The organism is Novosphingobium sp. BL-S-34, assembly GCF_056857015.1.
In genome coordinates this window covers 289,163-303,204 of record NZ_CM166472.1, presented here as the reverse complement: position 1 = coordinate 303,204, position 14,042 = coordinate 289,163, and the positions used below count along the sequence as shown (strand labels likewise).

Sequence of the window (14,042 nt, the reverse complement as noted above, 5' to 3'; positions counted from 1 at the left end):
ACCGACAGGATGAACGACCCAGTGACGACAACGACCATCGATCCGGCCGAATTCCGCAAGGTGCTGGGCAGCTATCCCACCGGCGTCTGTGTGATCACCGCGCTCGACGAGGACCGGCCCACCGGCATGGTGGTCGGCTCCTTCACTTCGGTTTCGCTCGATCCGCCGCTGGTGGGCTTCTTCCCCGATCGGAAGAGCACTTCCTGGCCGCTGATCGAGAAGGCCGGGCACTTCTGCGTCAATGTCCTGGCCAGCGACCAGGCCGACGTGTGCCGCGCCGTCACGGCCAAGGGCGACCAGAAGTTCGTGGGCGTGGACTACATCGTTTCCGACCACAACCTGCCGATCATCGCCGATTCGATCGCCGCCATCGAATGCCGGCTCTATTCGGTGACCGAGGCGGGCGACCATTGGTTCGTGCTGGGCGAAGTCCTGCGCATGGAAGCCGTGCGGGAAGACGATCCCATGCTGTTCCACAAGGGCCGCTACGGCGGTTTCGCGGAGCGGATGTAAACGCACCCGAATCCGCCGAGGCGAATTCGGCGCGCTCGGCTTGACTTGACCCGCCCCTGTTGTTCACCCGTTCAGCACAGCAGGATGCTTGCGGGAGAGAATGCATGACACGTTCGCTTGAAGGCAAAGTCGCCGTCGTCACCGGCGGCGGCTCGGGGATCGGACGCGGCATTGCCCGGCGGCTGGCCGAAGACAAGGCGGCCATCGCGGTATGGGACCTCAATCCCGAAGGCGCGGCGGAAACCGTGCGGATGATCGAGGACGAAGGCGGCAAGGCACTGGCCCTCACCGCCGACTGCGCCGACAAGGCGGCGATCCAGGCTGCGGCGCAGGAAACCCGCAGCAAGCTGGGTCCGATCACCATTCTCGTCAACAATGCCGGCATCGCGCCTTTCACCCCGTTCATGGACATCGGCGAGGACGAGTTCGACAAGGTGATCCGCATCAATCTCAAGGGCCCGTGGCTGGTCACCAAGGAGATCGTGCCGGACATGCTGGCAGCCCAGTGGGGGCGGATCATCAACATCACTTCCTCGTCCACGCAGTCCGGCTCCTTTGCGCAAAGCCACTACGTTTCCTCGAAAGGTGGCCTGCTCGGCATGACCAAGGCCCTTGCCATGGAGCTTGGCGGCACGGGCATCACGGCCAACATGATCCCGCCCGGATCGATCGACACACCCATGCTGCGCCAGGCGCCTATCGATGCCGAGACTTACGGCAAGACCCTGCCGGTGAAGCGCCTGGGGCAAGTGGCGGACATTGCCGCCGCCGCCGCGTTCCTCGCCTCCGAAGAAGCGAGCTACATGACCGGGCAGACCATCAGCACCAATGGCGGGCGCTACATGGGTTCCGCCTGATAAGGATCGTGCGGGGCGATTGGAGCAGTGCAGGACGGCGGCGAAGACGCTAGCTTCCGTGTCATGACACAGGACTTCAGCATCGAGATCGGTACGACGACCCCTTGCCAGGCCACCCTGGCAGGGGGTCAACGCAGCGGCACGGGCACGCCGCTCGTCCTGGTGCATGGCTTCGGCGGCTCCCGGCACGACTGGGAGCCCGTCACGGCCGCCCTCCCCGATGACCTGCCGCTGATCGCCTACGACCAGCGCGGTTTCGGTGATTCCCATGGTGAAGCCGGAGCGCCCTTTTCGCACTCGGACGATCTGCTTGCCCTGCTGGATGCGCTCGAACTGGAACGGGCCGATCTGTGCGGCCTGTCGCTGGGGGGCGGCACCGTGCTCAACTTTGCCCTGAACCATCCCGAGCGGGTGCGCCGACTGGTGCTGGTGAGCCCGCTCATGGTCGGCTGGTCGTGGAGCGCCGACTGGATCGAACGCTGGAAGGCCATCGGGCGCGCCGCGCGAGGGGGCGAAATGGCAGCGGCGCGCGACCTCTGGTTGCAGCATCCGCTGTTCGACACGGCCCGCGACGGCCCGAACGCCGCGCGGCTGCGCGCGGGGATCGCCGCGTTCCACGGGCGCCAGTGGGTGCAGGACGACCAGAAACCCGAAATGCCCGATGTAGACCGGCTTTCCGCGCTGGCCCTGCCCACGCTCCTCCTGACCGGCAGCCGCGACACCGAGGATTTCCGCCTGATGGCCGAGTTGATCGATGCCGCCGGGAGGGACGTGACCCGGATCGAGCACCCCGGCGCCGGCCATTTGCTCAATCTCGAATTGCCGCAGCAGATCGCCCGTGAAATCGCGGGCTTCATCGGGAGAGGCTAGCCGCCCTCCCGCTTCCCCCAATCGCCATTGGTCCGGTTACCAGGAGACCCCGCATGAAGCTCGCTTTCGCCATGCCGCATATGCTGGAACTGAAGGCGACGATGCAGCCCTGGGAGACGGCCGTGACCGGCGCCGACCAGACGGCGCTGGCCAAATGGGCGGAAAAGCTGGGGTTCGAGATGATCGCCGTGCCCGAGCATCACGCGATTCCGCGGGATCATGTCGCCCTGTCCGGCGCTTTCTATTTCAGTGCCTTCACCGCGATGAGCCACTTCGCCGGCGCGACCGAGCGGCTGAGGGTCAATTCCTGCATCGCCATCCTGCCCGCCCAGCACCCGATCGTGACGGCCAAGGCGCTCGCGACCATGGACTGGCTTTCCTCCGGGAGGGTCACGGTTACTTTTGCAGTCGGCTGGCTGGAGGAGGAGTTCGCGCTGCTCGGAATTCCGTTCCACGAGCGCGGAGCGATGGCGGACGAATATATCCAGGCCATCATCGCCCTCTGGACTCAGGAAAACCCTGAATTCGAGGGCAAGTACGTGTCCTTCCGCGATCTGGCCTTCGAGCCCAAGCCGGTGCAGAAACCGCATATCCCGGTGTGGTTCGGCGGCGATGCCGATGCCGTATTGCGGCGTACCGCGCGCCATGCGCAAGGCTGGTGGCCCTTCCTCACCAAGCCGGAGACGATCCCCGAGCGACTGGATTTCATCCGCTCCCAGCCGGACTACAACGGCCGCCTGGAAGACGTATTCTACGGTATCTCCACCGCCCGCGTGGGCGAGGGTCACAAGGTCCTGGACGATCCCCGCGCCCGGCCCGGCCAGTCGAAGGACGAGCTGATCGCGCGGCTGGGCGAACTCTCCCGGCTGGGCGTGACCTGGAGTTCGGTTCCGATCCCTCCGCTCTCCGGTATCGAAGCCTACCGTGACTACACCCAGTGGATCGCCGAGGAGATCATGCCCGCGGTGCGATAGGAGTTCCGATGGTTTCGGGTGGTGCGGCCTGACGACCGCACCACCCGTTTACCGGATCCGACTGGACCGATCGGAACGTCCCGATCAGAACTTGCCGGAGAACGAAGCGCCGATCACGCGGGGTTCGTTGAACACGGCGGCCATGTAGTTCTCGATCACACCCTTGAGGTTCTTCTCATTGGTGATGTTGCGCGCGAAGGCCGCGATTTCGTACTGGCCGCCTGCGGCCGAGTAACCGATCTTGAGGCCGCCTTCGAAATCGCCCTTCGAGTAGAACTCCTTGGTCTTGTAGAGCACAAAGTTGGTGTAGCCCTGCCACATCCAGTCGGTGGCCGCGAACAGCGAGCCGCCATTGCCCAACGGCACGTCATAGCGCGCGGTGACATTGGCGGTGTACTTCGGCGCATTCGGCAGCGGATTGCCGTCGATCTGCGCAAAAGTGCCGCGCGCATTGGTGATCGTCGGGTCCTCGACCGTGCAGACGACGACGCCGTTGAGCGCGCAGACCTGGGCGTAGACGTTCTTGTCCTTGATCTCGGTGTGGAGCAGGCTGAGCCCGGCCGTCAGCGAGAGGTTGGGGATCGGACGTGCCTCCAGTTCCGCTTCCATGCCGTAGGCCTCGGCCTTGTCGGCATTGAACAGGACGCCGTTGCCGTCGCTGTCGTTACCGTTCAGCTGGATGTCCTTCACCCGGTAGGCAAAGCCCGAAAGGTTGAAGCGCACCCGGTTGTTCAGCAGGCTGGTCTTGATGCCGGCCTCGCCCGAAAGGATCGTTTCCGAATCCGCCGTGGTGAAGTCCGAGTTGAACACCGCCGAACGGCCCTGGATGGTCGGACCGCGGAAACCACGCGCGACGCGCGCGTAGACGTTGACGTCCGGGTTGACCTGGTAGTTCACGCTGACATCCCAGCTCGGCTCCTCGCCCGAGAGACGCACGTAGCGACGCCCCCGGTAAGTCACCGCGCCGGCCGCCGTGTCCGCGGTCTTGAGCAGACGCGTCTTCTTCGTGTCCTTGGTATAGCGCCCGCCGGCGGTGACCGTCAGACCCTCGGCCAGCTCGTAGCTCGCCTGGCCGAACACGGCCCAGCTGGTGTTCTGGTTGCGCAGGCGCACCCAGTTGTTGGGGTTGTTGGCCGGCGGCGTCAGGAAGTAGGCGCGCTGATAGAACTCGGTGATGTCGCGCTGGTCGAACCACATGCCGCCCACCTGCCACTTGAAGCGGGTGTCGCCATTGCTGGACAAGCGCAGTTCCTGGCTCAGCTGGTCGAGATCGCGCACGTTGCCCTGCGACTGGCCATAGCCGTTGGCCACGCCGTTCACCGGATAGTCCGCCGCCGCGCCGCCGTCGGTATCGCCGCGGCTATAGCCCGAAGTCGATTCCCAGGCGCTGATGGAGGTCAGCGTGACCGGGCCGAAGTCCATGGCGATGCGGCTGGAGGCGCCATAGGTATCGTAGGCCTGCGGATTGTTGTGCGCCTCGTCCAGGGCGATCTTGTCGCGCGGTTCCTGGCTTACGTCGTTCGAACCCTTGGTAAACGCGGCGCGGTGGAAGATCGTGGACGTGCCCTCGTATTTGCGGGCATGGAAGCTCGTCAGCATCGAGAAGCCCGAGCCGGTGGGCGCCAGCAGCAACTGGATGCGGGCGTCGCGCTCCTCGAAGCCGCCCATCGCATCCTTCTTGGGCGAGACGGTGCCATCGGCGCTGGGGCCGCTGTAGGTGTTGTCGATCCAGTCGTCACGGCGCTGGTAGAGCCCGGAAACGCGGACGGCCAGGACGTCCTGGATGATCGGTCCGCCAACGCCGGCGTCCACGTTCACCGAGTTGTATTCGCCGTAGCTGGCGCTGGCGCGGCCGGTCCAGCGGTCGGTCGTGGGCTTGATCGTGTCGATCTTGATGATGCCGGCCGTCGTGTTGCGGCCGAACAGCGAGCCTTGCGGGCCGCGCAGAACTTCCACCTGGTCCATGTCGTAGACCGGGTTGGACTTCAGCACGACGTGCTCCAGCACGACATCGTCCTGGATGATCGACACCGGCTGCGATGCGCCGAGATAGAAGTCGATATTGCCGAGACCGCGAATGTAGAAACGGGGGAAGATGCGGCCCGTGGTCGTTTCCGCGTAGAGGCCGGGTACGCGGCCCGACAGCGCAAGAATATCGTCGCCCGCAGCCTGGAAGCTGCGCAGCTGGTCACCGCCGACAACGCCCACCGAGATCGGCACCTGCTGGAGGTTCTCGGTGCGTCGCTCCGCCGTGACGACGATATCGCCAAGCCCTTCGCTGGGGGGCGCCGCGTCCTGGGCGAAAGCATGGGCGGAAATACAAATGGCACCCAGACCACAGGTCAGATGCAGAGCCTTTTTGGCGATGACTTTCGTGGACACGTCGCATTCCCTATTGGTTGAAAAACCGGCCGGGCGAGTACTTGTCCGCAATGACAGTCTTGTTACCGATTTTTGGGGGATATGTTGGCGGCAACGCAAATCCGCTCCAAATCAACTTTTTCCACATCGGATTTTCAACGGTTTGCGACATTTGCGCAACGCCCGCGCCCCCGCGATCAATCCCCTCCCCTGCTTGACGCAGACCCATGCGGCGCGGAATTTCGGCGCCTAAAAGGGAGAGGCTCCGGACATGAATTTACCCAGGCCCCGGCCCCGGCTGGATCAGGAAAACACCGCGTTCTGGACCGGCGGCGGCGAAGGCAGGCTCAACATCGTCCATTGCGGGGACTGCGGAAAATTCACCCATCCCCCGCGCCTGCTGTGCCGCCACTGCCAGTCGGAAAACGTCGCCCCGCAGGCCGTGCCCGGCACCGGCACGATCGACAGTTTCACGATCAATCACCAGCCCTGGGCCAAGGGGCTGGAAGTGCCCTACGTGATCGCCCGCGTGAAGCTGGACGGGGCGCCGGGGGTCTATCTGACCACCAATATCGTCGGCTGCCCGGTGGAAGCCGTGGACTTCGAGGACCGCGTCCGCGTCGTTTTCGAGGAACAGGACGGCGTCTTCTATCCCCTCTTCGAGAAAGCGGACTGATGCCCAGCAAGGAAGCCTATATTACCGGCGTCGGCCAGTCCGAAGTCGGGGTGCGCTTGCCGCGCCATCCGCTATTGCTGACCGTGGACGCCGTGCGCGAGGCGCTCGACGATGCCGGCCTCACGCTCGACCAGATCGACGGGGTCTTCACGTATCCCGGCAAGATGGCCGGCTATACCGCCTTTTCCCCGATCGCCAGCGAGGACCTGATCGAGGTTCTGGGCATCAAGTCGAAATGGCACATGGGTGCGATGGAGCAGCCGGCCCAACTCTCGGCCATCGGCGTGGCGGCCATGGCGGTGAAGCAGGGTCTGTGCCGCCATGTCATCTGTTTCCGCACGGTCTACGAAGCGGGCGGCATGGCCGATCCGGCCCAGTACATGGCGGGCGCGAAGCAGGACACCGTCAGCGGCAGTTCCCAGTGGACCAGCCCCTTTTGGGCCACTTCGGCCGCCTGCTGGACGGCGCAATATGTGGCACGGCACATGCACCGCTACGGCCTGACGCGCGAACAGCTTGGCCAGATCGCCATCAACGGATCGAGAAACGCCATGGCGAACCCGCGCGCGCGCGCGATCACCAAGGAAGAACTGACGCTCGAAAAGTACATGGCCGCGCGCATGGTGACCACGCCGCTCTGCCTTTACGATTGCGACCGGTTTTCCGACGCCTCGACCGTGGTGATCGTTTCGGCCGAAGACGCGCTGGACGAAGTCTCCGCCAAGCCGATCCGCATCGCCGCCATGTCAGGCTCTGTCGATCGCTATTCCTGGGATCAGGTGGAGGAGTTCGCCGCTTACGAGACCGGCGCCGACCTCTGGAAGCGGACGGACTACACCACTGCCGACGTCGACACGGTGCAGTTCTACGACGGCTTCGCCTTCCTGCCGATCACCTGGCTCGAAGGCCTAGGCTTCTGCGAAAAGGGCGAAGGCGGCCGCTTCATCGAGGGCGGGACGCGGATCGCGCGCGACGGGGAATTACCGCTGAACACGTTCGGAGGCCAGCTCGGCGCCGGACGCCTGCATGGCTTCGGTTTCGCGCATGAGGCCGTGACCCAGCTGCGCGGCAAAGGCGGCGAGAGACAGATCGCCGGCGACCCGAAAGTGGCCGTCGCCACCTCCGGCGGCGGTCCGATGGCTGCGGCGCTGCTGCTGACGCGGGAATGATCGGCGGTTCCGGCCTCGCGAGAGGTCGGAACCGTTTGCTCGTGGGAGTCAGCCTGCCGAAGCGAGGGCAGGCTTCTGCTCTTCGGCCGTGCCCCGCCGGCGCTGCCGCTTGAGCCCGATCAGCGGACGCAGCGGCCCTATCTCGCGCCCGATCAGGTAGAACAGCCAGCAACCCCCGGCCACTGCCGCACAGAGCGTGAGGAATTCCGCCAGGGCGCCAAGGCCCATGTCGCGAATGCCATAGCTGACGAAAACCATCACGGTCTGATGGGCGATGTAGATCGGGAAGACCGCCTCCACCAAAGTCGCACGCCAGCGGTTATCGAAGTTCCAGAAGCGATCGGCGATACCGAAGAGCGCGATCACCGTTCCCCAGCACTGGACGGACTTGGCGAAGGACAACGGCTCCTGCCAGGCCGCGGGCGTCGGCACATTGCCGGGATAGAGCAGCGTGTCGCCGATCACCCAGGCATAGCCGGCGATGCCGAGCGCAAGGGCGAGCTTCCACTGGCGGGCAATGGCCTCGCGGATGGGGTCCGAACCGCGCAGCAGGAATCCAAACAGGAACATGCCGAAATAGTGCAGGTGCGCGCCGCGGTCCTGGAGGAAATTATGGATGTCGGTCCAGCCGTAAGGAAGCATGCGGATCGCGAAGATCAGCCCGATTCCCAGCGGCAGCAAGGCCGGTCCCGAGAGCAGACGCTCGGCACCCCGGCGCAGTGCCGCGCGCCAGCTTCCGGGCAGGAGCATCAGTCCGGCGCAGAGCACCAGCGTGTAAGCCAGCAGATAGATCACGAACCACATGTGCATCGTGGCCGGGAGGATCTCGTATCCCACTTTATGGAACCGGAAGGCATCGTAAAGCAGGAAGTAACCATATCCATGGTCGTACCCGCTATTGACCAGCCCCATGTAGGGCTGGGGCGGCACCACCACGGTCAGGCCGAAAAGCAGAGGGATTCCAAGGCGCAGGATGCGGCTCTTGAGGAAGGCCCGATTGTCGCCGTCTTTCTTGAGAAGCGCGGCGCTGGCATAGCCGGAAATCGCAAAGAGCAGCGCCAGACGCCAGGCGCTGAGGCCGAGCAGCGGAATTTCCGCCCAGCTCACCACACCGCGCGTGGGCGTCTGATAACCCCACGGCGTGAACGAAAAACCGACATGGTAGAAGATCAGCAGAACGAACGCGCCGATGCGCAGCCAATCCATTCCATAGTGGCGTTGCGACGGGGCGAGCTTCATCTTTCTCCGGTGGGGTGGGCGGTTCCGCCAGCTGCGGAAGCACGGCCCACTTAGGGATTTCGCGCCTTTTCTGCAATGACACGGTTGTAACAGGTCGTCGCAGGCACATCTCCGGATCGGATCGGACTGTGCTTGGAAGCGCATGCGCGGGGCGACATGATGTTGAAATGCCACCGCCGCGCCTTACCATGGACGATGTCGCCCGCCTTGCCGGCGTATCCCGAAAAACCGTCAGCCGCCTCGTCAATGGCAGCGCATCCGTAGGCCCTGCTACCCGCGCGCGCATCCTGGCCGCGATGAAGGAGCTGGGCTTCGACCACCGCCTGTTTCCGCTACCCGGTAACGCCGCCGACCCTGCCATGGCCACACTCGCGCTGTTCCACGACGGCAGCGACCCCGCCCTCGCCGCTATCGTGGAAACGGCGATAATGGAGTTTCTGGGCGACGATGACCCGGTCATGACGCCCTGGCTCCTGCGCGAACAGCCGCTTGCGGGCCTGAAGGCCTTTCTTGAACGCCGCCGCCCCCAGGGCGCCATCTTCCTTCCTCCGCTCTCGGCTCGGGAGGATCTTGCCCACGCATGTGCCGATGCAGGGGCAGGCTGTGCGCGCCTCGGCCATCCCGGTCTTGCCTGCGACGATCGCACCGCCATGGCGCAGCTCGTCCACTGGCTCTCAGCCGAAGGACACCGCCGGATCGGTCTCGTTTCGAACAGCGACAATTCGCTATCCGGGCGCCTGCGCGAACAGGGGTTTCTCGAGGCTATCGCGGATCGCCGCCTGACCGGACCCCTGCTGGTGGTGGCGGGAGACGGCTCGTGCGAATCCGGCCGTGCCGCGGCGCACCTCCTGTTCGACGTCAGCCCCCGGCCCAGCGCGATCATCGCCGCCACTGACGAAATGGCTGCCGGCGTCCTTCAGGCCGCGGTGCAAGCCGGTCTGGCAGTGCCGCAGGACCTTTCCGTCGCCGGTTTCGAGGACATGCCCATCGCCGCCAGAACCGCACCTGCCCTCACCTCGATGCGCATTCCCTGGGACGAAATCGCGCGGGAGGCCGTAAGCAGGCTGACCGGCAATGACACGGATCGCCATACCTTCGCGGCCGATCTGGTCGTGCGCGAATCGGTTCGCGGCGTCGATGCAGACCATGCTCTCACCCTTGCCCGTCCTCTCGCCTGACCCCGTCCCGCCTCACGGGAGGCGCCAAGCCGTTCGGCATGGTTAGCAATGCTTTTACACTAAGGGATTAAACGGGTTACGGGCTCCCGTCCGGGACATGCCTTCCGCCGAGGATCGGTTCTCTTGAAGCACGCGATCGTTTCATCCCTGTTGGACCCTGTCCAGCCGCAGACCCGGCCCTCCACGCCTGTCGCGAACCAGGAGGCACAGCTCTATGCCCAGGCTGCCGCGCTCACCGAAATGGGCGCCTGGTCCTGCGACCTCTCGACGCAGGCCCTGACCTGGACCGAAGGCGTGTTCAACATCTTCGGCGCCCCGGCCGACCGACCGATGGACCGGCGCGAGACTCTGGATTTCTACACCGAGGAATCGCGTGCCTTGCTCGCGCAGCTTCGCGCCAAGGCGATCGAGGAAGGTTCGGGCTTCACCATGGACGCCCAGATCCTGCGCGGTGACGGCGAAGTCCGCTGGATGCGAATAACCGCTGCCACGCGCGTCGAACGCGGCCGGGCGACCACCCTCTACGGCATGAAGCAGGACATAACCGAAGAGCGCCTGCGCTGGGAACGCCTGCGCCATCTGGCCGAGAACGATGCCCTCACCGGCCTTTCCAACCGCGCCTGCTTTCACGCCGAATTTCTCGATCGGCCTGCGGGAAGCGAAGGTCTTTGCGAGATCGGCGCGCTTGTGCTGTTCGACCTCAACGGCTTCAAGACGGTCAACGACGCCTGGGGCCATGCAGCCGGCGACGCCTGCCTGAGCGACTTTGCGCGCCGCCTTCGCCGCACATTCCCCGAAGCGCGCCTGATTGCCCGGATCGGCGGCGACGAGTTCGCCATGATCCTCGACCGCAGCGCTTCGTCCGCCGCGCTGGAAAGCTCCGTGCGCCACCGATTGCCAGCACTGATGTCGCCGGTGGTCTGGCAGGGCCATTCCCTGCCGCTCGGCGCGAGTGCGGGAATGGCCGCGCCCGCCCTCGCAGGCGTGGTCGATCCGGAGGCGCTGTTCCACCAGGCCGATGCCGCGCTCTATGCCGCGAAACGGCGCGGCGGCAACCAGCTCTGCACAGCCGGAACCTGACCGCCTCCGCGCGAAAGGCCGAGCGGAGCCACCTGCCCTATTGCCCTTCCGGTTCCACCCATGTCGTGCGGGTGACGCGCGGCGAGAGATATTTCGTCGCCGTCCAGCCGCCATCGACGACGATCGACTGGCCATTGATCATCTCGCTCCCCGGCAGGCAGAGAAACGCGATCACCGAAGCGATATCCTCGGGCTGGGCGAGCCGCGGATAAGGCGTGGTCTCCACATTGCTGCGCTTGAACGTCTCGTCCTCGAAACGGTGGCGGACCATGTCGGTCATCGTCACGCCCGGCGCCACGCAGTTGGAGCGGATGCCGCGCGGCCCATATTCACAGGCCATGTGCTCGGTGAGCGACTTCAGGCCGCCCTTCGCCGCGGAATAGGCGCCCCCGCGCCTTCCGCCGATATGGGCGAACGTACTGGTGACATTGACCACGCTGGCCCCTTCGGAAAGGTGCGGCATGACATCGCGGCAGAGCCGGAACGGGGCAACCAACATGATATCGAGGAAACCGTCGAGCGCTTCGTCGTCAGTCTCGTCGAGCGGCTTGGGACTGCCCACGCCCGCGTTGTTGACCAGGGCATCGATCCGCCCGAACCGCTCCAGCGCGGCAGCAACCACGGCTTTCGGCGCGGCCGGATCGGTCAGATCGGCGCTGATCGCCAGGACGTGATCGGGATTGCCGATCTCCGCCTCCAAGGTCGCCAGCTTGTCCCTGCTTCGCCCGACGCCGACCACGGCAAAGCCCTCGCGGTGGAGAATTTTCGCGGTCTCCAGCCCGATGCCACTGCCTGCCCCGGTGATGATCGCCGTCTTCATCGCATGCTCCCGTCCATCGTCTTCCGCTTTCGGCTAGGCGTTTTCGGCGGGCCGGATAAGCCCGGCCGGGCGAAGGCGATGCTTGATCGTCGCTGCGATAAGCGGGGCTGCTCGTCTTGGCCGGTTCCGGGGCAGGGTCTAGCGTCAGCGCCATCATGAGCACGAACCAGAACGATAAAGCAGCCCTGGCCGGCATCCGCGTCATCGACATGAGCCGCGTCTTTGCCGCCCCCATCGGCGCCCAGATCCTGGGCGACCTTGGCGCCGACGTCATCAAGATCGAGCGCCCGGGCGTCGGTGACGATGGCCGGGGCTACGGTTTCTCGTGGGTGCCCGGCAAGGACGGGATCGAAACGCGTCACTCCAGCTTCTTCACCGTGTCCAACCGCAACAAGCGCTCGATCACGCTCAATCATTCCAAAGCGGAAGGCCAGGTGATCCTGCGCGAGTTGGTCAAGACCGCCGACGTGCTGATCGAAAACTATAAAGTCGGCGATCTCAAGCGCTTCGGCCTCGATTACGAGACTTTGCGAGAGATCAACCCCGGCCTGATCTACTGCTCCGTCACCGGCTTCGGCCAGACCGGACCCATGGCCGCGCGGCCGGGATATGACGGCTTGTTCCAGGCAACCGGCGGCATGATGGCCGTCACCGGCATTCCCGAAGGCCAGCCCGGCAGCGGACCGCTCAAGACCGGCCCCAGCCTTGTCGACTTCGTGACCGGGCACAATACCGCCCTCGCCGTCCTCGGCGCGCTGCAATATCGCAATCGCACCGGAGAGGGGCAATTCATCGACATCGCCCTGCTCGACAGTTCGGTCGCGATGGTCAGCCACATCATGCAGGACTACCTGATCAGCGGGCAGGCTCCGCCCCGCCTGGGCAATGGCGGCAATGGCGGCGGCCCCGCAGACCTGATGCGCTGCGCGGACGGCATCATCTACCTCACCGCCGGCACCGACGAGCACTACCGCCGCCTGACCGTGCTGATGGAGCAGCCCGAACTGTTCACCGATCCACGCTTCGACAGCAACCTCAAGCGCGGCAAGACCAACCGGGCGGAACTGATGGACATCATCAACACCTGGGCCAAGGCTTTCACCGTCACCGAAATGCAGGACATGCTCGACGGCGTGGGCATCCCGGCGGCTCGCTACAACGAGCTGGCCGATGTCTGGGAGGACGAGCAGGTCAAGCACCGGAACCTGCGTGCCACGACGCCGCACGCCCATGCCGAAAGCGGCACGGTGGACCTTATCGCCAGTCCGCTGGCGATGATGTCCGCCAGCCCGGCGACCATCCGCCTCGCCCCGCCGATGCTGGGCGAGCACAATGCCGAAGTGCTCGCCGAACTGGGCTATAGCGAACAACGAATAGCCGAGTTGGAGACCAGCGGGATCATCTGACCTGGCCGCACTGGCTGCCCTTCCCTGGCAGCCTTTGTCGATTCCCCCACCGCCTTTCAGCCGCCGGTTCCACTTCGGGGTCCGGCGGCCTTCGAGACTGCTAGCGCCCCTGGAAGGACGGTTGGCGCTTTTCGGAAAACGCCGTCACCCCTTCCACGAAGTCTTCGGTGCGCGAGGCATCGCGCTGGCCGAGGCGCTCGTTGGTGAGTGCCTGCTCCAGCGTGCAATCGGTGGCGGCCCAGGCCACCTGCTTGATCCGTCGCAGTGACCAGGGCCCGCGCGCCAGTTCCCCGGCCAGCGCCATGGCGGCTTCATCGAGGTCTTCGTCCGGCACCACGCGGTTGACGAGGCCCCATTCCAGCGCCTTCTCCGCAGGGAGCCGCTCTCCCAGCAGCATCATCTCCATGGCGCGCACCCGGCCGACCGCGCGGGCCAGCAACCAGGACGATCCCCCGTCCGGCACCAGCCCGACATGACGGAATGCCTGGAGGAAGAACCCGCTCATTCCGCAGAGGATGAGGTCGCCCGCCATCGCCAGCCCCGCGCCGACGCCCGCCGCCGCGCCGCGCACGGCGGTGACGACCGGCTGCTCCATGTCGCGCATGGCGATGATGACGGGGTTGAAGTGCCGGTCCAGCAAAGTACCCACGTCGCGGCGCGGGTTATCCAGCATATCTTGCGCATCGCCCAGGTTCGCGCCCGAGCAGAAGGCCTTGCCTTCGCCCGTCAGCAGCACGGCCCGCGCCTCGAACGCCGCACGCGAAACGGCATCGAAAAGCTCCTCGCCCATTTGCGCCGATCCGGCATTGCGCGTGGCGGGATCGTTCATCGATATCCGCGCCACGCCGTTTTCCAGGCTGTAGAGGATTTTCTCGTAAGTCATGTCAGGCATCGCTCCG

Annotated in this window: 13 protein-coding genes; 9 read left to right on the top strand and 4 right to left on the bottom strand. The window is 65.2% G+C overall.

Annotation, left to right across the window (positions count from 1 at the left end; genetic code table 11):
- The first annotated feature begins 21 nt into the window (after window positions 1-21).
- From AC1VV3_RS01365 to AC1VV3_RS01350, 4 genes are all read left to right on the top strand, one after another.
- On the top strand, window positions 22-513 hold the full coding sequence (locus AC1VV3_RS01365) for a flavin reductase family protein (RefSeq protein WP_132262398.1): 492 nt from the start codon (window positions 22-24) through the stop codon (window positions 511-513).
- A 104-nt stretch (window positions 514-617) separates the two neighbouring features.
- The gene (locus tag AC1VV3_RS01360) at window positions 618-1,370 is read left to right on the top strand and encodes an SDR family NAD(P)-dependent oxidoreductase (RefSeq protein ID WP_431566563.1); all 753 of its coding nucleotides are present in this window, start codon (window positions 618-620) and stop codon (window positions 1,368-1,370) included.
- Window positions 1,371-1,433: 63 nt separating this feature from the next.
- A complete protein-coding gene (locus AC1VV3_RS01355; protein WP_431566562.1) occupies window positions 1,434-2,240 on the top strand; it encodes an alpha/beta fold hydrolase in 807 nt (268 codons plus the stop codon).
- Between the two features lie 53 nt (window positions 2,241-2,293).
- Complete coding sequence (locus tag AC1VV3_RS01350; protein ID WP_431566561.1) at window positions 2,294-3,214, top strand: TIGR03619 family F420-dependent LLM class oxidoreductase; 921 nt, start codon at window positions 2,294-2,296, stop codon at window positions 3,212-3,214.
- 84 nt (window positions 3,215-3,298) lie between these two features.
- Here AC1VV3_RS01350 and AC1VV3_RS01345 read toward each other — a convergent pair whose 3' ends face one another.
- Window positions 3,299-5,596 carry a TonB-dependent receptor gene (locus AC1VV3_RS01345; protein ID WP_431566560.1) on the bottom strand — a complete coding sequence of 766 codons (2,298 nt, stop codon included), beginning with the start codon at window positions 5,594-5,596 and terminating at the stop codon, window positions 3,299-3,301.
- 250 nt (window positions 5,597-5,846) lie between these two features.
- Between AC1VV3_RS01345 and AC1VV3_RS01340 the strand changes: the two genes are divergently transcribed.
- Together AC1VV3_RS01340 and AC1VV3_RS01335 are read left to right on the top strand one after the other, a co-directional pair.
- Entirely contained in the window at window positions 5,847-6,251 is a 405-nt protein-coding gene (locus AC1VV3_RS01340; protein ID WP_431566559.1) for a Zn-ribbon domain-containing OB-fold protein, read from the top strand.
- Complete coding sequence (locus AC1VV3_RS01335) at window positions 6,251-7,420, top strand: thiolase family protein (RefSeq protein ID WP_482961939.1); 1,170 nt, start codon at window positions 6,251-6,253, stop codon at window positions 7,418-7,420. The genes AC1VV3_RS01340 and AC1VV3_RS01335 overlap by 1 nt, the downstream gene beginning before the upstream one ends.
- Window positions 7,421-7,468: 48 nt before the next feature.
- Here AC1VV3_RS01335 and AC1VV3_RS01330 read toward each other — a convergent pair whose 3' ends face one another.
- Window positions 7,469-8,659 carry an acyltransferase family protein gene (locus AC1VV3_RS01330; RefSeq protein ID WP_482961938.1) on the bottom strand — a complete coding sequence of 397 codons (1,191 nt, stop codon included), beginning with the start codon at window positions 8,657-8,659 and terminating at the stop codon, window positions 7,469-7,471.
- Window positions 8,660-8,826: 167 nt separating this feature from the next.
- On the opposite strand from AC1VV3_RS01330, the gene AC1VV3_RS01325 reads away from it, so the two are divergent.
- Together AC1VV3_RS01325 and AC1VV3_RS01320 are read left to right on the top strand one after the other, a co-directional pair.
- On the top strand, window positions 8,827-9,837 hold the full coding sequence (locus AC1VV3_RS01325; RefSeq protein ID WP_431566557.1) for a LacI family DNA-binding transcriptional regulator: 1,011 nt from the start codon (window positions 8,827-8,829) through the stop codon (window positions 9,835-9,837).
- Between the two features lie 123 nt (window positions 9,838-9,960).
- On the top strand, window positions 9,961-10,917 hold the full coding sequence (locus AC1VV3_RS01320; RefSeq protein WP_465128077.1) for a GGDEF domain-containing protein: 957 nt from the start codon (window positions 9,961-9,963) through the stop codon (window positions 10,915-10,917).
- Between the two features lie 37 nt (window positions 10,918-10,954).
- Here AC1VV3_RS01320 and AC1VV3_RS01315 read toward each other — a convergent pair whose 3' ends face one another.
- Window positions 10,955-11,737, bottom strand: a complete 783-nt coding sequence (locus tag AC1VV3_RS01315; RefSeq protein ID WP_134092768.1) for an SDR family NAD(P)-dependent oxidoreductase — start codon at window positions 11,735-11,737, stop codon at window positions 10,955-10,957.
- 155 nt (window positions 11,738-11,892) lie between these two features.
- Here AC1VV3_RS01315 and AC1VV3_RS01310 point away from each other — a divergent pair, with 155 nt between their 5' ends.
- Entirely contained in the window at window positions 11,893-13,143 is a 1,251-nt protein-coding gene (locus AC1VV3_RS01310; RefSeq protein WP_431566554.1) for a CaiB/BaiF CoA transferase family protein, read from the top strand.
- A 100-nt stretch (window positions 13,144-13,243) separates the two neighbouring features.
- On the opposite strand, the gene AC1VV3_RS01305 is transcribed toward AC1VV3_RS01310, so the two are convergent.
- Window positions 13,244-14,026: an enoyl-CoA hydratase-related protein gene (locus AC1VV3_RS01305; RefSeq protein WP_431566553.1), complete on the bottom strand. Its 783-nt coding sequence runs from the start codon at window positions 14,024-14,026 to the stop codon at window positions 13,244-13,246.
- Between the last annotated feature and the right edge of the window lie 16 nt (window positions 14,027-14,042).